The following is a 20,877-nucleotide window of genomic DNA, read 5'->3' as shown; positions in this document are numbered from 1 at the left end:
CGGGTTATTTTTCTTTCGGCAGCGGTTTGGGCAGCACAGGCGAATAATTGGGTTTTGACCCTTTGTGCCAGGCCAGCGTCCAGAGCTGCTCATGGACCAGGGTGTCCACGTGCATATCCAGAAAAGCCACATTGGTTTTTCGTCCGTGGCGGTTCAGGACAAAACGTCCGATGGCCCGTTCGGTCGTTCCGCCGGTCTGGTCGCCGGTGTCGTAAAAGTTGGTGGTCCCGGAAACGGCATTAGCAGGCAGGGTGTTGGTATTTTGCGGCCAGCCGTCCACCCAGTTGGCATCGAGGAAAACAGGGGCTTCGCCGGCGGCTTTCACATCGTTTAAGCTGGCATAGGGATAGTTCTGCATCGATGTCGGCACCCAGCGGTTGGCATCGCCGTAAAACCAGCCGTTGAAGCCGTAACTGCCGGTTTCATAGCGTTTATGCGACTGAGCCGAATAATTCCACAGCCACGGCCGCAGGGATGTACCCCACAAACTCGTTGAGCCGTTGTATTCATTTTCAACGGTTTTCAGCTGTGATTCAGTTTCCGGACAGAATCGAACTTCATCCACGTTTCCGACATTTTGTCCGATAGCATCCAGCCAAAGAACACTCGTGGTATTGTCCGGGTAAGGGAAAAAACGGTTTTTATTATGGGTCAAATAGACCTGCATGGCGGTCCCGAGAGTCTTTAGGTTGTTTCGATCTACCATCATTCGGGCCTGATATTTGGCCTTTTTTAGGGCCGGCAGCAGTACCGACAGCAAAACAGCGATAATGGCGATTACAACCAGAAGTTCTATCAGCGTAAAAGCCCTGCGTTCTGTCCGACTCGCCCCCGTTTTTTTGATTTCCATAAAAAACGCTCCATTGACGTTGTGCTTGTCTCCCTTTTATTAATGTCCGCTCTACCTTCTTTTTACTGGAAAAACAGCAAAAACTTCAAAAAACGGGAAAGAATCCGGCGAACAACGGATGTAAAATGTCCTTATATTATGCTATTCGAGGGAAATAAAGGACTATGTCTATGCAGAATAGGCAAGTATGAGTGGGTATGTCAGGTTTGTAATCGAAAGCTGACTAATTTCGTATCGTTTTTGAAGAAAAAAGATATAATAGGAGTTTCTTCAAACGTAGAATCATCTATGGTTTTGTATGTTCATGGAGGAGCTTTAATGGATACAGTAATGACAGAATCAGAAAAACAGCAAATACAGCGGGAAGAAGAGATTTACCAGATTTCCACTCTGGTGGCGGGCAATTTCCGCCTTCAGGAAGTGCTGGACCGTCTGGCCGAGACGGCCGTGCGCGTAACCAACACGACGGCCTGTTCGATTCGGCTTCTGGATGAAGAATCAGGCGACCTGAAGATGCGCAGCACCTACGGCTTAAGCGAGGCCTATCGCAATAAAGGACCGGTGACCAAGGATGACCCCGTGGTCAAAGAGGCCTTTGAGGGCAAGGCGGTGGTGCTGGATGATATGCGGGTGGACAGCCGAGTGCAGTACCGGGAGGCCACCATTCGAGAGGGGCTCATCAGCCAGCTGACGGTGGCAATGATTTTCCGCGACAAGCCGCTGGGAGTGTTGCGGCTGTATAGTCCGGAACCGAATCGGTTTGATGAGAATGCAATTCGTCTGGCCCGGCTGGTGGCGACCCAGTGTGCTGTGGCGATTACCAACGCCCGCTTGTACGCGGAGGCCCTCGAAGGGGCCCGGATGGCTGAGCAGATGCGTCTGGCGGCGGTTATCCAGCGTCGAATGATTCCCGAAAAGGCCCCCTGTATGAAGGGACTGGATATTCAGGCGCGGTATCAGCCCTGCTATGAAATCGGCGGGGATTTGTATGATTTTCTGCAGCTGGATGACCACACGCTGATTGTCGGGATTGCCGACGTCATCGGCAAGGGGGTGCCCGCGGCGATTATGATGAGTATGTTCCGCGGGACGCTTCGGGCCTACGCGGACGGCGGATACGGCCGGCACAGCATGCAGGAGGTCATCGCCCGGCTGAATCGAACGGCCTGCCGGGAATGCCGGGATGGAGAGTTTATCACGCTTTTTATGGCCCGGATTGATACGAAAGAAAATACCCTGACCTATTGCAACTGCGGGCATGAGCCTGGGCTGCTTCGGCACGGCAAAGAGCTGCTCGAACTGGAGCAGGGAGGTCTGGTATTAGGGGTCTGGCCGGATGCAGAGTATTCGATACAAACGATCCCCTTTGTCCAGGATGACCTGCTGATTCTTTACACCGATGGATTGATTGATGCGATGAATTTTGAAGGGGAAAGTTGGGGCAAAGAGCGGTTTTTTGAGGCCATCGGCAAGACCTGCACGCACAGTTCCGAGGCCTTTATTCGCTCGCTGATGACCTGGCGGCGTCGTTTTGTCGGTCTGGCCAGCCAGACGGATGACACGAGCATTGTCGTCATTCGCCGGGATGATCAAGCCAATCCCCGCCCGGAAGATTGCCAGTGCGCAAGGGTTGACACAAAGTAAACCCCCAAACTGTACCGTATAAGGAATCTCTCAAGGGAAAAAGGAGAAGAGAAAAAGAGACATTTAGTAGACATACTCTGTCAGAATATATATACAATTTTTTTCTCTAAAATTCATAGAAAACAGGGAGAGTTGGAGCATTTAATAATAGAGCCGACCTGCGCAGTAGGACGGGCGAAAAGAAAAACCTTGACAAACTTTTTTGGCAGGGTAAAATCAAATTGAATTAGAAACCGGTTTCTAATTCATTTCAAAAGGATTCCGGCTTCCGGGAAAATTGTTGCAAAATCGATACAGCCGGCGGCTATTGCTCTGTAGGAAGTATAGTTGAAAAAAAAACAGCCCCAAAAGGAGATCAGTATGAGGCGGAAGACCGGTTTTACGCTCATTGAGCTTCTGGTTGTGATTGCCATTATTGGCCTTTTGCTGTCAATTCTGATTCCCGCACTCGGAAAGGTTAAGACCATTGCCTGGGAGGTCTTCTGCAAGAATAATCTCAAACAATATGCCGTCGTTGGAAAGATGTATCTGAATGATTATGACGACACGTTTCCGAATGCGTGGAATTCCATTTACCGCTCTGTGGATGAGACCAGTCATCCGAGAATGTGTCAGTGGCACGATGCCTCCCGCAATCCGGACCGCCGTCCAGACTTGGCCGGCAGGTTGTTTCCCTACTTCGGCACGTGGAGTGAAATTCATGTCTGCCCGACGTTTGAGCGGTTCGCTTCTTCGTATGGTCCGGAACACTACTCCGGCTGCAATCCGTCGGTGATTCCCATTCAGCCGCAGTTCGGCTACAGCATGAATGCCTTTTTGGGCGGTTTTGAGCCCTCTTTGACAGCGGAAAACCACCGGCTGGTGATTAAAATGGCCGAGGTTCGCTCCCCGACTTCGGTGTTCTTTTTTGCCGAAGAAAATTGCTGGTTTATCTATCGAAACAGCCAGATGGTCCGGTATGGGGCGGTCTTCAACGATAATGCCTTGTGCGGAGCCCCGCTTCATCCTCAGGACCCGGCGGCATGGACCTATACAACGATTCCGGACCCGGATGTAAATCGGTTTTACGATTGCTTTGCCAGTTTTCACAAGACCACGCTTCAAAAACGCAACGATGGGCTGGCCAATGCAATTTTCCTGGACGGCCACGTGGCTTTTGTCAGTTACAAAGATACCTACAAGTATGCACGGCCGATGAAGCCGCAGCCCAAACTCCGGTAAATTCACCCTGCTTTTTCAGCCTTCTCTCTCCTCTGGCGAAGGTTCTGCCGCTGCAGAATCCCTTTACCTTTTCAGGGCTTGATGGTATAGTACCGGCTCTGATTGTTCTATAGAGAGTTTGGGTGGAAAGACAAGGCCGTAAAGTGGAATCCTGGGTGATTACGATTGATGGACCGGCCGGTGCAGGCAAGAGTACGGTTGCCAGAATGCTTGCAGAGCGGCTGGGGGCGGTGTTTCTGGATACGGGTGCTATGTATCGAGCTCTGACGGCGGCGGCCATGGATAAAAGCGTTAATTTGGAGGATGCAGAGACCCTGCTGAAGATATTTGAGACGACTCGTTTTCAGTTTGAGCATGACGGGCAGGTTCTTCGAGTTCTGGTGGACGGCAAAGATTATACGCAGCGGATTCGTTTGCCGGAGGTGACGGAGAAGGTACGCTATGCGGCCTGCCAGCCGGCTGTCCGGAGCCGACTGGTTCAGATGCAGCAGGATTTTGCCCGGCAGTTTCCGAAGGTGGTGACGGAGGGCCGCGATCAGGGAACCGTTGTTTTTCCGAATGCCCGGTGGAAGTTTTTTCTTGAAGCCGATGTAATGGAGCGGGCCCGGCGGCGCCAGAAAGATTTGGCCCAAAGCGGAAGATACGTGAGTCTGGAAGAGCTGAAAGAGCAAATCGAGAATCGGGACGCTTCGGACCGAAACCGTTCCGTAGGCCCCTTGACGGCGGCGGCGGACGCCGTCGTCATTGATACCACCTCTCTGACGGCGCAGGAAGTTGTGGAAAAGATTCTTCAGATTGTAGGAACCGTCGATGGCGGAAGCTGATATTCTGGACAGCTGGGGCGGACGTTTGTGGCGCAGAATCGCTCAGTTTCTTACCGTGAGCGTTTTTTCTCTGCTGTACCGCGTTCGTGTGTTCGGGAAGGAAAATGTGCCCCAAGAAGGGCCGATTCTGGTTTTGTGCAATCATCAGAGTTTTCTTGACCCGATGTTCAGCCAATCCTGGGTTCGGCGTCCGTTTTTGTTTGTGGCTCGGGAAACGCTCTTTCGCGGGTTCTTCGGCCGTCTGATTTATTCGCTGGGCGCGATTCCCATTCGTCAGGGCCAGGCGGATATCCGCTCGATCCGCACCGTGATTGAGTCCTTAAAAAAGGGGCGGGCGGTTTGTCTGTATCCGGAGGGCAGCCGCACGTTTGACGGACGGATTGCGGTGATCAAGCCGGGTTTTGGGCTTATCAGCCGGCGGGCTCGGGCCCCGATTGTGCCGATGGTGATTGACGGGGCGTTTGAATGCTGGCCTCGAACCCGCAAACGGCCCCGACTGGCAGGTCGTGTCGGCGTGCTGTACGGTAAACCGATTTCCCCCGAGCACGTGGAACAGGCGGGTGATGAGACCTTTGCGGAGGAGCTGACCGCTCTGCTTCGTCAAATGCACAATGAGCTGCGGGCCAAAATGGGCCGGCCGCCTTTGGATTATTCCACGCCGGTGCCCACCGATTGGTAAGGAATCCAGATGAAGGTCCTCCTGGCTGAAAAATGCGGATTTTGCCCGGGTGTTCGAAATGCCATCAAGTTGGCCCAGAAGACCCTGGCGGAGGAAAAGGAGGTTTATTGTCTGGGGCCGATTATTCACAATGAAGATGTCGTGCGGCGGCTTTCCGAGGCGGGCCTCAAGACCGTTTCCTCCATCGATGAAGTCCATTCCGGGACGGTTTTAATCCGTTCCCACGGGGCGACGCTGGAAGAACTGGACAAAATCAAGCGAAAAGGTCTGAAAATTGTCGACGCAACCTGCGTGCTTGTCAAGCGAGTCCAGCAAATAGCCCGGACATTAAATGAGGAGGGGTATCGCGCAATTATTGTTGGAGACAAAAATCATCCGGAAGTAAAGGCCGTTGTGGGTTCTGCGCCGGATGTCCGGGTTGTCGCCGGACCGAATGATTTGGATAACTTAAGTACCAATGAGAGGTTAGGTGTGATTTGCCAAACCACTCAGAGCCCGGATTATTTTGCAGAGACGGTAGCGGCGATTCTCAAGAAGGGCTTTTTGGAACTAAAGATTATTAATACACTATGTCGGGAAACAATGGCCCGACAGGAGGCCGCCGTCAAATTGTGTCGGCAGGTGGATGTGATGTTTGTCCTGGGCGGGCTGCACAGTGCCAACACAAAAAAACTGGCGGAACTCTGCAAAAAGCATAATCCGCAAACGTTTCATTTGCAAAACTGGCAGGAACTTGATAAAAGGATACTTTCCGGGAAACGAACCGCAGGCGTTACCGCCGGAGCTTCGACTCCGGACTGGGTCATCGAAGACTTTGTCAGGCATCTGCAGGAATACTCTTCGGAAGAACCGGCTCTTTAAGAAAAGAGAAAAGGATAAGACCGTCGGCTGTGTGGGCCGGCGGCGAGGAATAAATTAACCCGGGATGCAGAAAGCCCGGCGGCGTACATGTGGGGCGCCGTCGGTGCGGATGAACAGACTCCACAAGAGACGGATTTTTTTATGGTGGACAGAAACATTATCAGCAAGCTCGGTCTGACAGCCGAGGAACTCGAAAAACAAGTCAGTGAAATCTTTACGGATGAGCATGACAAGCTGCTCGGCGAGGTCCTGGATAAGAATGTGGAAGCCCTCGTGCCGGGCACGATTGTCAAAGGACGGATTATTACCCAGCTGGGCAATGATGTGATTGTCGAACTGGGCTTAAAGAGCGAAGGCATTGTGGATGCTTCGGAATTTGATGACCCCTCGGAGATTCAGCCGGGCAGGGAAATCGAGGTGCTTCTGGAAGAAGTGGATGCCGAAGGGTCGATTCTGCTGTCCAAGCGCAAGGCCGATCGGATTCGCGGCTGGGAGCATGTGATTACGCACCACAAAGAGGGCGATATTGTCAAGGGAATCGTCAGCCGCCGCATCAAGGGCGGTCTGCTGGTGGATATCGGCGTGCCGGTCTTTCTGCCCGCCTCGCAGGTGGACATTCGCAAGCCCGGCGACATCAGCCGGTTTATCGGTCAGGAAATTGAGTGCAAGATTCTCAAGATTGATACGGAAAACCACAATATTGTTGTGTCCCGCCGCAAGATTATTGAAGAGAATCGGCAGGCCAACAAAGAAAAGCTGCTGGCGGAACTGGAAGTCGGCCAGCTCCGCAAGGGCGTGGTCAAGAACATCGCCGATTTCGGCGTCTTTATCGATTTGGGCGGTCTGGACGGCCTGCTGCATATCTCGGATATGAGCTGGGGACGCATCTCTCATCCGTCCGAAATGGTGCAGATGGATCAGGAAATCGAGTGCGTGGTTATCGGCATCGACCGTCAGGCCGAAAAGGTTTCGCTGGGACTGAAGCAGAAGACCCCCAGCCCGTGGGAAACGGTGGCTCAGCGGTATCCGGTCGGCAGCCGGGTAAAGGGCACGGTAGTCAATATTATGAATTACGGGGCCTTTGTGCGGCTGGAAGAAGGCGTGGAGGGTCTGATTCACATCAGCGAGATGAGCTGGACCAAGCGGATTGCCCATCCGGCGGATATCCTGCAGGTTGGTCAGGAAGTCGAAGTAGCCGTACTGGACATCAACAAGGACAAGCAGGAGATTTCTCTGGGCTTAAAGCAGCTGGAAACCAACCCGTGGTCGATTGCCGGCCAGAAGTATCCGGTCGGGACGATTGTCACGACGAAGGTGACCAGTTTGACCAACTACGGGGCCTTTGTGGAAATCGAGCCGGGCATTGACGGGCTGATTCATATTTCCGACCTGAGCTGGACGAAGAAATACAACCACCCCGGCGAGTGCCTTCAGAAGGGCCAGGAAGTCAAGTGTGTGGTGCTCGAAATGGATGAAGAAAAGCACCGCATTTCGCTGGGCGTCAAGCAGCTGACGGAAGACCCGTGGGTTCGGGCGATTCCGGAAAAGTATATTCCCGGACAGATTGTCCGCGGGGTGGTGACCAAGCTGACGAACTTCGGTGTGTTTGTCGAGCTGGAGCCGGATTTGGAGGGACTGCTTCATATTTCCGAGCTGTCCGATGAGAAGGTCGAGTCCCCGCAGGATGTCGTCAAGATCGGCGATGTGCTGGAGGTGAAGATTCTTCGGGTGGATACGGAAGCCCGCAAGATCGGTCTTTCGCTGCGTCGGGTTCGCTGGGCGGCGGAAGACCAGGCGGCCTCTGCCGGCGGTGAAGAGAAGAAGTCCGCGTCGGAAAGTAAGCCGGAAACCCCGACTCGCCGAGGCGGTCTGGACGGCACGCTGATGCCGGGACCGATGAAAATTTCACCGGAAAATAAACAGGAAAATGCCTGATTAAGCAGCCTATTTTTGCAGGACTTCAAACGCCGCGTTCACTATAAGGGCGCGGCGTTTTTTTGTTTTTTCGATTTCACAGGAGCTGAAAGAAGAGATTAAGGAGAGGGGGGTTTTCAGCCGATAACCCATCAGAATGTTGTGTCTGTCCTGACACAAACGTCCGAAAATAACAGGGTATTTGACTTGCTGCAAAACCGTCCGTTCCCGATGGGTCGGCTAAAACAGGAGAAAAACCGAAATGGCTTTTGATATTACCATTAAAGACTACCTGAAGGAAATCGATGAGGCCCCGCTGCTCAGCTGGGAGGAAGAAAAGACGCTGGCCAAGGCGATTATTGAAAACAATGACCCGGAGGCCCGCGACCGGCTGGTTCGTTCCAACCTTCGGCTGGTGGTCAATATTGCCAAGCGGTTTTCCGGACGCGGAATGACGCTGGGGGATCTGATTGAGGAGGGCAATCTGGGGCTGCTGCGGGCGGTGGATACCTTTGACCCGGAGCACAAGGTGCGGTTCAGCACCTATGCGGCCTGGTGGATTAAGCAGGCCATCAAACGGGCGATTCTGAACAACGCCCAGCCGATTCATATCCCTACCTATATGGTGGAATTGATTAATCAGTGGCGCCAGACCTATGCGGAGATGGAGCTGAAGCTTGGCCGCACCGTCAGCCTGGAAGAAATGGCCGGAGCGATGAAGGTGCCGATTCGCAAGGCCAAGGCCATTCAGGATATTGTCTCGGTGGTGGAGGCCGGTTTTCAGTATGACAGTCCGGAGGGCAATGCAGGGCTTGAAGAGGCCATCGAAGATGACAAGGTATCGCTGCCGGATGATGAAATCGGCGGCGAGGAAGAACTTTGTCAGGCCCTTGAGCTACTGGAAGAGATTGACCCGCGCGAGGCGGAGGTGCTTCGGCTGCGGTTCGGGTTGGACGGGCAGGAGCCTCTGACCCTCAAGCAAATCGGCGAAAAGCTCGGTCTGACGCGCGAGCGGGTTCGCCAGATTCAGCGAAGCGGCCTGGCCAAACTGAACGAACTGATGACCCGTTAAACAATCGGTGGGAAACGACAAAAGCGGACCATTCACAGGTCCGCTTTTTTTATGTACATATGCCGCCCAAAAAAGTATTTTTTTGGGGGAGTTTTTTGCTATAATCCCCGTTTCTGAGATGCGACGGCCTGCATGCAGGAAAGGGATGGAATTGGATTTGAAAGACTATATTCGCAGTATTCCTGATTTCCCGAAGCCGGGGATATTGTTTCGGGATATTACGCCGCTTCTGGCGAATGCGGAGGCGTTTGGGCGGGCAATAAAGGAAATGTCGAGTCCGTATATAGACAAAGCAGTTGACTGTGTGGCGGCTGTGGAGGCCAGGGGGTTTATTTTCGGTTCGGCTGTTGCGGCGGTTTTGAACGCGGGTTTTGTTCCGATGCGCAAAAAAGGCAAGCTGCCGTATCAGACGGCCTCGGTCAGTTATGGGCTGGAGTACGGTCAGGACTCGATCGAGGTTCATTGCGATGCCATTCGTCCGGGCCAGCGGGTCCTTCTGGTGGATGATGTGCTGGCGACGGGCGGAACAATGGCGGCGGCCTGCGAACTGGTGAAGAAACTGGGCGGCCAAATCTGCGGTTTTTCCTTTCTGATTGAACTGACCGGGTTAGAGGGACGCAAGAAACTCGGTTCCTATCCTATTCATCGGCTGATTGCCTATTAGTGAAAACCATGGACTGCCCTTTGAAAGACAATTTGAAGACGTTCACGGTGTCAACGCCTGCTCTGCCGGAAGGAGGGTATCCGGTTTTTATCGGTTCCGGTTTTTTGGGCAGGCTGCGGGCGGCTCTTAAGGAGCAGTTTACCGGTCGGATGGGGTTTGTGATTACGGACCGCTCTCTTGCGCGAGCCGGTCATCTGGACCGCTTTCTGGGCGGCAGCCAAATGGGGGTGTATGTGATTGACCCGCCGGGGGAAGTGTCCAAAACGATGGAGATGCTTACGTCCATTTTGGAGGCGATGGAAAGCTGCTTTTTGGGACGGGATACCCTGGTGATTGCGCTGGGGGGCGGAACGGTCGGGGATATTGCCGGTTTTGCGGCGGCTGTTTTCAAACGCGGCGTGCCCGTTGTGCACATCCCGACGACGACCATCAGCCAGGCTGATTCGAGCATCGGCGGCAAAACCGGCGTGGACAGCACCCGAAGCAAAAACGCCTTTGGAGTGTTCTGGCATCCGGCAGCCGTGTATATGGATACAGAGACGCTTCGGACCCTCGATGAGGTGCAGTATCGGGCCGGACTGGCCGAGTCGGTCAAGCATGCCGCCATCGCCGATGCTGCCTTTTTTGCGTGGCTGGAAAAGAATACCGACCTGCTGCTCAAACGAGACCCTGCGGTGCTGGAGTATCTGGCCTGTCAGAACTGCCGAATCAAGGCCTCGGTGGTGATGGAGGACCCGCTGGAGAAAAACCGACGGCGTGTGCTTAATTACGGCCATACTATCGGACATGCGCTCGAGGCCCTCAGCGGTTATTCGCTCCTGCATGGACATGCGGTTGCGATGGGAATGATTGCCGCCGGCCGGATTGAAAAAGAGATGGGGCTGGTTGGCGATGACCGGCTGGAGCGGATCGAGGCCCTGCTGGTCAAACTGGGGCTTCCGACCCGCGCAGCAGGGTCGTATCCGCCCCAGAAAATTCTGGAGCTGCTGAAACTGGATAAAAAATCCGTCGGTCGGCGGCCGCGATTTGTGCTGCTGGAAAAACTGGGTTCGGTGCTGTGCCGAGACGGACAATGGGCATTGGAAGTGCCCGAGGAAATCGTCGAGAAGGTTTTGGTCCGCCTGGCGGACACGATGTAAAGATTTCAGGAGATTTTCATGCGCTACAGTCAGACGTTCATCCCTACGGTCAAGGAAGTACCCGCGGAAGCGGAGATTATTTCGCATCAGCTGATGATTCGCGCCGGTCTGATGCGCAAACTGGCCAGCGGCACCTATATTTATCTGCCCGCCGGCCAGCGGATTCTGCTGAAGGTGATGAATATTGTCCGGGAGGAGATGAACCGCGCCGGCGCGCAGGAGTGCACGGTGCCGGTTGTGCAGCCGATGGAGCTGTGGCAGAAAACCGGCCGGGATATGGATTACGGCGAGACGCTGGGCAAGTTCCGCGACCGGCACGGGCGAATGAATGTCCTTTCGCCGACGGCGGAGGAAGGATTTACATATCTGGCCTCACAGGAGATTCAGTCGTACAAGCAGCTGCCGCTGAATCTGTATCAAATCAATACAAAATATCGGGATGAGTTTCGGCCCCGCTTCGGGGTGCTTCGTTCGCGTGAATTTCTGATGAAGGATGCCTACAGTTTTCACGCTACAGAGGAATGCCTGCACAAAACCTATATGGATATGTACAATGCCTACAGACGGGTGTTTGCCCGCTGCGGGCTGGAGTTTGTGATTGTCGAAGCCGAGACGGGCGAGATGGGCGGCACCGGTTCGCATCAGTTTACGGTTCCCTGTGAAAACGGCGAGGATGTGATTGTCTATACGGAGGACGGGCAGCGTGCGTGGAATATCGAAAAGGCGCCGGTGGACCCGCTGCCCAAACAGCCGCCGGTTCGGGCGGATGCGCCGGCCGAAGTGTATACGCCGAATGTCGGCAGCATCGAAGCGGTTTGTGCGTTTCTGAAGGCCCGGCCGCAGGATTTGATCAAAACGCTGATTTACAAGACGGACGAGGAGGTTTTTGCGGTTCTGGTTCGCGGCGACCACGAAGTCAATCCGGAGAAGGTCAATCAGTTCTTTGTCGGGCATCATATTGAGCTGGCGGATGAGGAGACGATTCGCAAGGTGACCGGGGCGGCTGTCGGCTTTGCCGGGCCGGTCGGGCTGGCTGAACGCGTCGGCAAAATCCTGATTGACCACGCCGTGGCGGCGATGGCCGTCGGCATCACCGGTGCCAACAAGACGGATTCCCATCTGAAAAATGTTGTGCCGGGCCGGGATTTTCCGCTCGAAGGCGCCGGGATTCAGGTTTGTGATGTCCGCAACGCCGTTGCAGGCGACACCTGGGGCGGGAAAAAACTGCTGTTTAAGCGGGGGATTGAAGTCGGACAGGTTTTCAAGCTCGGCACCAAATACAGCGTCAAACTGGAGGCATTCTTCTTGGATGAAGAGGGCCGCCGCAAGCCGTGCCTGATGGGCTGCTACGGCATCGGCATCAACCGGATTGTTGCCTCTGCGATAGAGCAGTCGCACGATGAGTGGGGGATTATCTGGCCGATGACGATTGCTCCCTGGCAGGTAATTGTGACGCCCGCGGCACCGGACGCGGATGTGATGGAGGCGGCGGAGCGGATTTACCGCGAGCTTCTGGACAAAGGCATAGAGGTCCTGCTGGATGACCGGGACCTGCGGGCGGGCGTGAAGTTCAAGGATGCCGACCTGCTGGGCATTCCGATTCGCATTATGCTGGGCAAGAATTCGCTGGCCGAGGGCAAGGCCGAGGTGAAACTGCGAAGCGAAAAGGACAAGCGGATGGTGGAGATTTCCCGGGCCGCCGACTTCGCCGCCGAACTGGTTCAGCAGATGCTGAACAGATTGAATGCGGTTTCGGTATAAAAGTGTGTGGACAGGATTCGCTTTTCCCAAATGGCGGGTCTGCTTGACCCTCTTTTGATGAATCGGTATAATCAGAAAAGAAACGAGAGGGTATTCAGGTTGTGATTGAACAGATCAAACAGCATCGCGGGGCACTGGAGGCACTTTGCAAGAAATATCGAGTAGCCCGACTGGAACTGTTCGGCTCGGCCGCTTCAGGCCGGTTTAATCCTCAAACAAGCGATTTGGATTTTTTGGTTGAGTTTTTGCCGCTCCGGGATGGAGAGTATGCCGAGTTTTATTTCGGTCTTCTGTTCGATTTGGAGCAGTTGTTCGGAAGGCCGGTGGACCTGCTTATGCCCACAGCCGTAAAGAACAGATATTTTCTGGATATGGTGAATCGACAGCGAGAGCCGCTCTATGCAGATTGAAAAACGGTCTTTATTGGAGGATATTCTCCGGGCGGCGGAGTCCATTGAGCCGTACACGCGCGGCAAAATACTTGAACATTATCTTGAAGATGATCAGCTTCAGGCCTCCGTGGAGCGAAAGTTCGAGATTATCGGGGAGGCGATGAGTCGGCTGCATAAACTCGATGCACAAATCACAGAGCAAATAGAAGATTCCCGAAAAATCATCGCCTTTCGCAATATTCTGATTCACGGCTACAGTGCGGTTGACAATCGAGTTGTCTGGGATATTGTCAAATACCATATTCCTCGGCTTTTAAAACAAGTCCGGAGTCTGCTCGATTAAGGCGGATATCTTGCTTATGGGAGAGGTTGTATCACCCCAGCCGGTCAAACTGATTTGCGGGATTCTTGCGTCGGATTTGCGCTGTCTTCAGGCGGCTCAGGAAGCCCTGCAGCGGCAGTACGGGCGGGCGGATATTGTCAGCGAGGTCTGGCCCTTTACCCAGACGGACTACTACCGGGAGCAGACCGGACCGTCGATTCTCCGCAATTTTCTGGCCTTTGAGCAATTGATCGAGCCGGGTCGGCTGGCGGAAATCAAACACCAGACCAATGAGCTGGAAAAAAAACTGGCGGAGGAGTTAAAAACCCCCTGGCCGCGTCCGGTGAACCTGGACCCGGGGTATCTGGAGCCGGCCAAACTGGTTCTGGCTTCGACCAAGAATTTTTCCCATCGGATTTACATCGGGCAGAATATGTATGCCGAGGTGACCCTGATGTTTCACAAGGGCGCCTGGCGGAGTTTTGAGTTCACCTTTCCGGATTTCCGCGGGCCGCAGTATCACGGTTTTTTAAGCGAAGTCCGCGGGCGGCTCATCCGCCAGAGGAGAGAATTGCACGAGATGAAGCAATAGAAGGCCGCGACAGCTGCCGGCAGCTATTCTATTTCTTTTTTGATTTCTTTGAGCAGATTGACGGCTTCGATAGGCGCCAGGTCGTTGACATCCAGCATCCGGAGTTTCTCGAGGGCCGGGCTGTCTTTTCCGAGAGACTGCAGGGGCTGGTTTTTTGTTTTTTTGCTGCGGGCCTGTGCCGCAGGTTTTTGGGCCGGAGCGATTTTCCGCGGAGCCGGTTCGTCCAGCGGAACTCCCGTCAGCGGCGGAGAGATTTTCGACAGGTCCACACCGAAGCGTTTCAGAATTGTAGGCGCAATGTCTGCTCGGTCTCCGTCTCGATTGACAGACGAGTCATTGGTGCCGAGAAAGACATAGGGAGCATAGCCGTGGCTTTTTTGGCCTTCATCAAAGCCGTGGTCGACAACAACGTAAACAAGGGTCTTGTCATACAAACCCAGTTCCTTCAGTTTGGCGACAATCCTGCCGGTCCAGAGGTCATCGTCCCGGAGTGCCTTTGTATATTCCTGTGAGTTTTCCCCGTATTGATGTCCGGCGTGATCCGGCTGAGCAAAATGAATGAACAGGAAGAAACGGCGGTCTTTTCGCTTTTCGATTTCTTCCAAAGCCCGCTCGGCCACTTTTTCGTTTTCAGAAAGACCGTTCACAAACAGGTCCATTTTCCGGCTGGCCGAATACCAGGGCTCTCCCGGAATAAAAGCGAATTTATGCCCATTTTCTTCGAGAATCCGGGCGGTTCGAGCCAGGGCCGCAGCGGCCGCCGGGTTTCCTTTTTTCTTTTGCTCAAGCTGTTTTTCGAAGCGGGTGTATGGAATTTTTTTTGGAGCAGCATTTCCGACATGGTTTTTCTTGCCGATCACGGCGACCGTATCAATTTTTTCTGTACTGAAATGATTTTCGAGACGTTCAAAAACGGAATATCCTTCCGGAATCGGCTGATAACGGATGTTGTTGTAAACTCCAGTGATGCTGCAGCTGTAGCCGGTCAGAATCTGGGTCCAGCCGGCTTTGGTATCTGTTGCTCCGTCCGTGACATCGATGTCGATGAGTCTGCCTTCTTTGCACAGAGCGACGAGGTTGGGCAGCTCGTTGCGTTCAATCATTTCTTTGACATGATTCCGCTGGGCACCATCCCAGCCGATGACGATGATATTCCGGACGTCTGCGGAAAGAGAGGTACCCAACAGAGCGGCGGCAAGGATGTTCAGCAGAAGGGTTCGAAGCATAACGAGTTCTCCTGAAAAGAGGTTCACTGCATCTCCTTTTTGATTTCATTGAGCAGATTGATGGCTTCGATGGGGGTCAGGTTGTTGACATCCAGTTCCCGGAGTTTCTCGAGGACGGATTTGTGTTTTTCGACAAACAGGATATCCTCGTCTTGTGCGGTTTTATGACGGGCGAGTTTTTCGCCGCAGGCTTCTTTGGCGAAGGTGTTTTCGAGGTCCTTGAGGATTTCATCGGCGCGGCGGAGGATTGTTTTGGGGATGCCGGCCAGTTTGGCTACGTGAATGCCGTAGCTTTTGTCGGTGCCGCCGGGCACGATTTTGTGCAGGAAGATGACCTGTCCTTCCCATTCCCGCACGGCTACGTTGAGATTTTTTACATTGACCAGCAGCCGCCCCAGTTCCGTCAGCTCGTGATAATGCGTGGCAAACAGGGTGCGGCATTTGATGTGGTTGGCCAAATGTTCGGTAATGGCCCAGGCCAGCGACAGCCCGTCGTAGGTGCTCGTGCCGCGTCCGACCTCATCGAGAATGACCAGCGACCGCTCCGTGGCATTGTTCAGGATATTGGCGGTTTCGGTCATCTCTACCATGAAGGTACTCTGGCCGCGGGCCAGTTCATCCGAAGCCCCGACTCGCGTGAAGATTCGGTCCACCAGTCCGATGCGGGCCTCTTTGGCCGGAATAAAGGAGCCCGTCTAAGCCAGCAGCACCAGCAGGGCCGTCTGGCGGATGTAGGTGCTTTTGCCCGCCATATTCGGACCAGTGATAATCGCCAAATCGCCGCGTTCGGTTCCTAATTCCACGTCATTGGGAACAAACTCCGAGCCCATCAGGTCGGCCAAAACCGGGTGTTTTCCCTCGATGATGACCAGTTCTTTCGTATCGGTTATCTGCGGGCGGATGTAGTGATTCTGGCGGGCCAGATGGGCAAACGAGGCCAGACAGTCAATCTGCGCAACCGCGTCGGCCAGTTTCTGCAGACGCGGGATATACTGTGCCGTGTGCAGGCGGATTTGGTCGAAGAGCTCCTGCTCTCGTTCGAGGGCCTTCTCAGAGGCGGTCAGCACCTGCTCTTCATATTCCTTCAGCGGTTCGGTGATGTAGCGTTCCGCATTTTTGACGGTCTGCTTGCGGATGTAGTCGGGCGGCACCTTGTCTGCCATCGAGTGGGTCACTTCGATATAGTAGCCGAAGACTTTGTTAAAGCCGATTTTCAGGTTGGGGATGCCGGTTCGCTGGATTTCCTTCTGCTGATAGTCCGCCAGAAAACTGCGTCCGTCTTTGGACAGGCAGCGGAGCCGGTCGAGCTGTTCGTCAAAGCCCGTGCGAATGACGCCGCCGTCGCGCAGGTGCATCGGCGGGTCCGGTTCGACGGCCTTCTCCAGCAGGTCGGCCAGTTCGTCCATGCTGTCGCATTGGCCGGCCAGCTGATTGAGCAGGGCGGCGGAGCATCCGGCCAAAAGCTCCCGCAGCGGCGGGATTTTCCGCAGGGTTCGTCCGGCGGCAACCAAGTCCCGCGGGGTCGCCCGGCCTGTGCTGATGCGGGCGGCGATCCGCTCCACATCGGCGATTTCTTTTAAGAGGTCTCGGATGCGGCTGCAGACGGCCTCCTGTTCGACGAATTCTTCAATGGCATCCTGCCTTCGCCGGATTTCTTCGAGGTCGTACAGCGGCATGCACAGCATCGAACGGAGCCGCCGGCTGCCCATGCCCGTTAAGGTCCTGTCCACCGTCTGCAGAAGGGTGCCCCGTGTGCTTTCGCCGCGAATCGTCTGGACGATTTCCAGAGAACGAAGCGAAATCGGATCAATTCTCAGGAATCGGCTGGGCTCGACCTTCTGGAGTTTGGTGATGTGGGTCAGGGCGGTCTTCTGGGTTTCTTCCAGGTATTCCAAAATTGCGCCGGCCGCACAGAGCGTATCATCGCCGTCCTGAATGCCGAACCCTTCGAGTGTCGAGACGCTGAAGTGTTTCAGGAGCTTCTGCCGGGCCGTGTACGGGTCGAAATACCAGCCCGGCCGCTCCGTTACGACGGCGTTTGTCATCTGGCGGATTCGGGCCGCCAGGGTCTGGGTTTCCGCACCGAACAGGTCGCCTTTGCGTTCGGCCAGCAGGACTTCCTTCGGGTTGAGGCGGAGGATTTCATCGAGGGCCTTCTCATTCGGCACCGACTGAATGAAGAAATGCCCCGTGGACAAATCCACCCAGGACAGGGCATCGGCGGTTCGTCCGAGGTGAATGGCGCACAAAAAATTGTCTTCGCGTTCATTCAGAAGAATCTCATCCGTCAGGGTGCCGGGTGTTACAATCCGAACGACATCGCGCTTGACCAGGCCTTTGGCTTTTTTGGGGTTCTCGACCTGTTCGCAGACGGCCACTTTATAGCCGGCCTGCAGCATTTTTTTCAGATAGCCGTCCACGGCGTGATAGGGAATGCCCGCCAGCGGAATCGGCTGGTCTCCGGCCTTGCCCCGGCTGGTGAGCACCAGCCCGAGCACGCGGGAGCAGACGGCGGCGTCTTCAAAAAACGTTTCATAAAAATCCCCCATCCGGAAAAAGAGGACGGCATCCGGATATTTTTGCTTAAAATAGCGAAACTGCCGCATCGCCGGCGTCAGATTGTCCTGGTTGACCGATGGCTTCATAGTCCTGATTATACAGTCTGAGGGGCCTTGAACAACTGTTGAATGAGGGTTTTTATGCCGTCCGGGTCATTGGCGGACACAATCTTTTGCAGGAGCTGAATCTGCCGGTCTGTAAAGGCCGCCGGCCGGGCCGGGTCAAAGGAGTCAATCTGGAGAATCTGAAGAATTCGCTCGTAGAGTTGTTCGATATTTGTCCCGTGCAGGGCACTGACGGCAACTGCGTTCTGTTCATTGGAAGGAAAGACTTTAGAAAGATCATATTTGTTTAGGACCGTCAGAGTCGGGACGAGGCCGGATGTCGGCAGCTGCCGGGTCCATAGAGGCACTGACGTATCCAGAACGTACAAAATCAAGTCGCAGCCCGTCAGCCGTTCTCTTGTCCTCTGCTGGGCGATTTGTTCGAGCGTATCCGCCCGGGCCAGCTCTTCATCCAGACCGGCGGTGTCCACCCATTCCACCCAGAGCGGACCGAGGCGTCCGAAGGCGGTTACCCAGTCGCGGGTGGTGCCCGGAATATCGGAAACAATCGCCCGCTCCTGTCCGGCCAGTCGGTTCAGAAGGGTGCTTTTGCCGCTGTTGGGCGGGCCGGCAATCACGATGCGGACGCCCTGCAGGATTCGCCGGGCGATTCGGCTGTGCTGCAGGATGGCCTCGGCTTCGGAGGGAATCGATTGGATCTCCGGCCGGTTTATCCATCGCCGGAGTACTTCCGTCAGACCGCCTGTGATTTGATGGTGAAGACACTGAACCCCCAAAAAAGAGGCCGCCCGCAGCATTTCGAGTCGTGCTTCTGCTTCGATGAAACTGCAGCAGGCGGATTGGAACCGCCGCCGGAGCATCTGTTCAAAACGGACAATCGGCACACCGGTGTTTTGAAGGGTTTTTACGATTTGCCGGAGAATCAGCGGATTGCCGTGGGCGTGCAGGGCGAGGCGGTTTTCCGCCTCCATCGCTGCCAGTCCCTCATCGAGCACGCGGGAATCGGCAAGAAAGCGACCGTGGAGAATCCGCCCGACTTTCCATTCGACATCCGGACGGAAGGGAAGGAAAATCCGCCGCACGGCATTCAGAGCCTCCGGCCCTTCGATTTCGACGGTTCCAATGGCGGCTGTCCCCGCCCCGGTTCGAATGCAGGCCCAGGTTTGTTCCCGTTCGAATCCGGAGGGCGGACTTATTCTTTTTTCGGCGGCTTGGACGTCCATTTGGGGTTGTCTTCGCGGTCGAGCTGTTCGATTTCCGCCTTTTCGTACAGGTATTTTTTGTAGGCGATGATGAGGCCCCGCACGGTCAGGTCGGGCACATAGGAATCGACGAATTCACAGTCGTCCCGAATCAGGGCGGCCCCGCCGCCGGTCAGAATGACCTGCGGCCAGCGTCCCAGCTGCTCGGCGAATTTGCGGCAGACGGTCTCCAGCAGTCCCAGTGCCGAATAATAAAGGCCGGAGCGAATGGCCTCGACGGTGTTGGCTCCGTTGGGACTGACGGGTTTGGCCATCGTGATGCGGGGCAGCTTGGCGGTGTTTTCCTGCAGGGCCTTGGCGGCTATCTCAAAGCCCGGGCTGATGGTGCCGCCGACAAAAACGCCGCTTTCATCCACCAAATCAATCGTTACGGCCGTTCCGAAATCCGCCACCACGACCGCGTCTTCCACCACGGCAAAGGCGGCTGCGGCGGCAATCAGCCGGTCGGTCCCGACTTCCAGCGGGTTGTCCACACTGGTTTCAATGGGCAAAGGAATATCCCGGCCGACCAGCAGCACTTTTTCGTTTAACTCTTCCCGAACCAGTTTCTCCAGCAAATCGGTCCAGACCGGCTTGACCGAACTGGCCACCAGGACTCCGTCGCGAATCGGTTCGGCGGCGGATTTCGAAAGCGGAATGCGCTCCCAGGCCTCCCGGAGCGTCTGCCGGAGGGTGTTCTCGAGGGCCGGATCGCCGGGGATGGACCGCAGCCATTTTTCTTCATCATCACAGTAGAGAGCCACTTTGACTCGGCTGTTGCCGATGTCAATCGCGATCAGATTCATAAGGTTTTCCTTTTCCCAGACTCCAGAGTGTTTCTTTCAGTTCGGCAATTCCCTGTCCGGTGGCGGCGGAAATCGCCAGAATCGGTTTTCCGTTCGGCAGACGCTCTTTGTATTGTCGCACGAGCGTGCCGTCGGGGTCCAAATCGATTTTGTTCAGGACGATCACTTCTGGCTTTTCGAGCAGCTGCCGGCTGTACAATTCCAGTTCATTGCGAATGGTGTGGTAATTAACGACCGGGTCGGAGCGGTCCGCCGGCAGAATGTCCAGCAGGTGAACGAGAATCCGCGTGCGTTCAATATGCCGCAGAAAATCGTGCCCCAGCCCGGCTCCCTTATGAGCCCCTTCAATCAGCCCGGGGATATCGGCCATCACAAACCGGCGAAAATCCGACAGCTCGACAATCCCTAATACAGGCGACAGAGTTGTGAACGGATAATCCGCGATTTTGGGTCGGGCCTTCGAGCAGCGGGAGATGAGGGTGCTCTTGCCGGCATTGGGCATTCCGACCAGTCCCACATCGGCAATCAGTTTCAGCTCCAGCCGGAGTTTGCGCATCTGGCCGGGTTTGCCTTTTTGGGCGAAGCGCGGCACCTGGCGAACCGGCGTGGCGAAGGCCTTGTTGCCTTTGCCGCCGCGCCCGCCGCGGGCGATACAGACCTGCATCCCCTCGCGGTCCAAATCGGCCAGCAGGATGTTCAGGTCTTCATCATAAACCAGCGTTCCCGGCGGCACGGGGATAATCAGGTCTTCGCCGTCGGCCCCGTGCTTATTTTTTCCCTCGCCGGGCTTGCCGTTCTGGGCTTCCCAAGTATGGCGTCCGGAAAAATCCAGCAGGGTGTCAATCGAGGGGTCCACGCGGAAGTACACATTGCCTCCGCGTCCCCCGTCGCCGCCGTCCGGGCCGCCCTTGGGGATAAATTTTTCCCGCCGAAAACTGACGCATCCGTGCCCGCCGTCTCCGGCTTTGACAATAATTTTTGCCTGATCAATAAACATAAGTGTTTTATCCGGATTTTCCCAAAAAGCTGATTATACCATCTTTTT

General features: G+C 55.0%; 18 protein-coding genes and 1 pseudogene. 13 read left to right on the top strand and 6 right to left on the bottom strand.

Features of this window, described 5'->3' with window-relative positions:
- Positions 1-4: 4 nt before the first annotated feature.
- Entirely contained in the window at positions 5-850 is an 846-nt protein-coding gene (locus tag PKY88_10430; GenBank protein ID HOQ05615.1) for a type II secretion system protein, read from the bottom strand.
- A 318-nt stretch (positions 851-1,168) separates the two neighbouring features.
- Here PKY88_10430 and PKY88_10425 point away from each other — a divergent pair, with 318 nt between their 5' ends.
- The 13 genes from PKY88_10425 to PKY88_10365 all read left to right on the top strand — a co-directional run bounded on the left by PKY88_10425 (position 1,169) and on the right by PKY88_10365 (position 13,935).
- Positions 1,169-2,494, top strand: a complete 1,326-nt coding sequence (locus PKY88_10425) for a SpoIIE family protein phosphatase (protein HOQ05614.1) — start codon at positions 1,169-1,171, stop codon at positions 2,492-2,494.
- Positions 2,495-2,854: 360 nt separating this feature from the next.
- A complete protein-coding gene (locus PKY88_10420) occupies positions 2,855-3,715 on the top strand; it encodes a prepilin-type N-terminal cleavage/methylation domain-containing protein (protein HOQ05613.1) in 861 nt (286 codons plus the stop codon).
- Positions 3,716-3,837: 122 nt separating this feature from the next.
- Positions 3,838-4,539, top strand: a complete 702-nt coding sequence (gene cmk / locus PKY88_10415; GenBank protein HOQ05612.1) for a (d)CMP kinase — start codon at positions 3,838-3,840, stop codon at positions 4,537-4,539.
- Positions 4,526-5,218, top strand: a complete 693-nt coding sequence (locus PKY88_10410; protein ID HOQ05611.1) for a lysophospholipid acyltransferase family protein — start codon at positions 4,526-4,528, stop codon at positions 5,216-5,218. Before cmk ends, PKY88_10410 begins: the two co-directional genes overlap by 14 nt.
- A 9-nt stretch (positions 5,219-5,227) precedes the next feature.
- Complete coding sequence (ispH, locus tag PKY88_10405; GenBank protein HOQ05610.1) at positions 5,228-6,079, top strand: 4-hydroxy-3-methylbut-2-enyl diphosphate reductase; 852 nt, start codon at positions 5,228-5,230, stop codon at positions 6,077-6,079.
- A 141-nt stretch (positions 6,080-6,220) separates the two neighbouring features.
- Positions 6,221-8,014, top strand: a complete 1,794-nt coding sequence (locus tag PKY88_10400) for a 30S ribosomal protein S1 (GenBank protein HOQ05609.1) — start codon at positions 6,221-6,223, stop codon at positions 8,012-8,014.
- A 241-nt stretch (positions 8,015-8,255) separates the two neighbouring features.
- A complete protein-coding gene (locus tag PKY88_10395; protein HOQ05608.1) occupies positions 8,256-9,065 on the top strand; it encodes an RNA polymerase sigma factor RpoD/SigA in 810 nt (269 codons plus the stop codon).
- A gap of 145 nt (positions 9,066-9,210) precedes the next feature.
- The gene (locus tag PKY88_10390) at positions 9,211-9,729 is read left to right on the top strand and encodes an adenine phosphoribosyltransferase (protein HOQ05607.1); all 519 of its coding nucleotides are present in this window, start codon (positions 9,211-9,213) and stop codon (positions 9,727-9,729) included.
- A gap of 20 nt (positions 9,730-9,749) precedes the next feature.
- A complete protein-coding gene (gene aroB, locus PKY88_10385; protein ID HOQ05606.1) occupies positions 9,750-10,868 on the top strand; it encodes a 3-dehydroquinate synthase in 1,119 nt (372 codons plus the stop codon).
- An 18-nt stretch (positions 10,869-10,886) separates the two neighbouring features.
- The gene (locus tag PKY88_10380; GenBank protein ID HOQ05605.1) at positions 10,887-12,629 is read left to right on the top strand and encodes a proline--tRNA ligase; all 1,743 of its coding nucleotides are present in this window, start codon (positions 10,887-10,889) and stop codon (positions 12,627-12,629) included.
- Positions 12,630-12,730: 101 nt separating this feature from the next.
- Positions 12,731-13,039, top strand: a complete 309-nt coding sequence (locus PKY88_10375; protein ID HOQ05604.1) for a nucleotidyltransferase domain-containing protein — start codon at positions 12,731-12,733, stop codon at positions 13,037-13,039.
- Entirely contained in the window at positions 13,029-13,364 is a 336-nt protein-coding gene (locus PKY88_10370; protein ID HOQ05603.1) for a DUF86 domain-containing protein, read from the top strand. Before PKY88_10375 ends, PKY88_10370 begins: the two co-directional genes overlap by 11 nt.
- A gap of 16 nt (positions 13,365-13,380) precedes the next feature.
- The gene (locus PKY88_10365) at positions 13,381-13,935 is read left to right on the top strand and encodes a DUF4416 family protein (protein ID HOQ05602.1); all 555 of its coding nucleotides are present in this window, start codon (positions 13,381-13,383) and stop codon (positions 13,933-13,935) included.
- Between the two features lie 23 nt (positions 13,936-13,958).
- On the opposite strand, the gene PKY88_10360 is transcribed toward PKY88_10365, so the two are convergent.
- The 5 genes and pseudogenes from PKY88_10360 to obgE form a co-directional block, all read right to left on the bottom strand.
- Positions 13,959-15,161, bottom strand: a complete 1,203-nt coding sequence (locus PKY88_10360; GenBank protein HOQ05601.1) for an alkaline phosphatase family protein — start codon at positions 15,159-15,161, stop codon at positions 13,959-13,961.
- A gap of 23 nt (positions 15,162-15,184) precedes the next feature.
- Positions 15,185-17,767: pseudogene (gene mutS, locus PKY88_10355) on the bottom strand (DNA mismatch repair protein MutS).
- Positions 17,768-17,814: 47 nt separating this feature from the next.
- A complete protein-coding gene (locus PKY88_10350) occupies positions 17,815-19,008 on the bottom strand; it encodes a GTP-binding protein (protein ID HOQ05600.1) in 1,194 nt (397 codons plus the stop codon).
- Positions 18,978-19,832: a type III pantothenate kinase gene (locus PKY88_10345; GenBank protein HOQ05599.1), complete on the bottom strand. Its 855-nt coding sequence runs from the start codon at positions 19,830-19,832 to the stop codon at positions 18,978-18,980. Before PKY88_10345 ends, PKY88_10350 begins: the two co-directional genes overlap by 31 nt.
- Entirely contained in the window at positions 19,813-20,829 is a 1,017-nt protein-coding gene (gene obgE / locus PKY88_10340) for a GTPase ObgE (protein ID HOQ05598.1), read from the bottom strand. The genes PKY88_10345 and obgE overlap by 20 nt, the downstream gene beginning before the upstream one ends.
- Positions 20,830-20,877 lie beyond the last annotated feature (48 nt).

The organism is Anaerohalosphaeraceae bacterium (genome assembly GCA_035378985.1).
Classification (GTDB): domain Bacteria; phylum Planctomycetota; class Phycisphaerae; order Sedimentisphaerales; family Anaerohalosphaeraceae; genus JAHDQI01.
This window is presented reverse-complemented; position numbering and strand designations above follow the sequence as displayed.

Coding starts and splice junctions, on each gene's coding strand:
- PKY88_10430 (HOQ05615.1), bottom strand. CDS start 850: ATGGAAATCAAAAAAACGGGGGCGAGTCGGACAGAACGCAGGGCTTTT.
- PKY88_10425 (HOQ05614.1), top strand. CDS start 1,169: ATGGATACAGTAATGACAGAATCAGAAAAACAGCAAATACAGCGGGAA.
- PKY88_10420 (HOQ05613.1), top strand. CDS start 2,855: ATGAGGCGGAAGACCGGTTTTACGCTCATTGAGCTTCTGGTTGTGATT.
- PKY88_10410 (HOQ05611.1), top strand. CDS start 4,526: ATGGCGGAAGCTGATATTCTGGACAGCTGGGGCGGACGTTTGTGGCGC.
- ispH (HOQ05610.1), top strand. CDS start 5,228: ATGAAGGTCCTCCTGGCTGAAAAATGCGGATTTTGCCCGGGTGTTCGA.
- PKY88_10400 (HOQ05609.1), top strand. CDS start 6,221: ATGGTGGACAGAAACATTATCAGCAAGCTCGGTCTGACAGCCGAGGAA.
- PKY88_10395 (HOQ05608.1), top strand. CDS start 8,256: ATGGCTTTTGATATTACCATTAAAGACTACCTGAAGGAAATCGATGAG.
- PKY88_10390 (HOQ05607.1), top strand. CDS start 9,211: ATGGAATTGGATTTGAAAGACTATATTCGCAGTATTCCTGATTTCCCG.
- PKY88_10380 (HOQ05605.1), top strand. CDS start 10,887: ATGCGCTACAGTCAGACGTTCATCCCTACGGTCAAGGAAGTACCCGCG.
- PKY88_10370 (HOQ05603.1), top strand. CDS start 13,029: ATGCAGATTGAAAAACGGTCTTTATTGGAGGATATTCTCCGGGCGGCG.
- PKY88_10365 (HOQ05602.1), top strand. CDS start 13,381: ATGGGAGAGGTTGTATCACCCCAGCCGGTCAAACTGATTTGCGGGATT.
- PKY88_10360 (HOQ05601.1), bottom strand. CDS start 15,161: ATGCTTCGAACCCTTCTGCTGAACATCCTTGCCGCCGCTCTGTTGGGT.
- PKY88_10350 (HOQ05600.1), bottom strand. CDS start 19,008: ATGGACGTCCAAGCCGCCGAAAAAAGAATAAGTCCGCCCTCCGGATTC.
- PKY88_10345 (HOQ05599.1), bottom strand. CDS start 19,832: ATGAATCTGATCGCGATTGACATCGGCAACAGCCGAGTCAAAGTGGCT.
- obgE (HOQ05598.1), bottom strand. CDS start 20,829: ATGTTTATTGATCAGGCAAAAATTATTGTCAAAGCCGGAGACGGCGGG.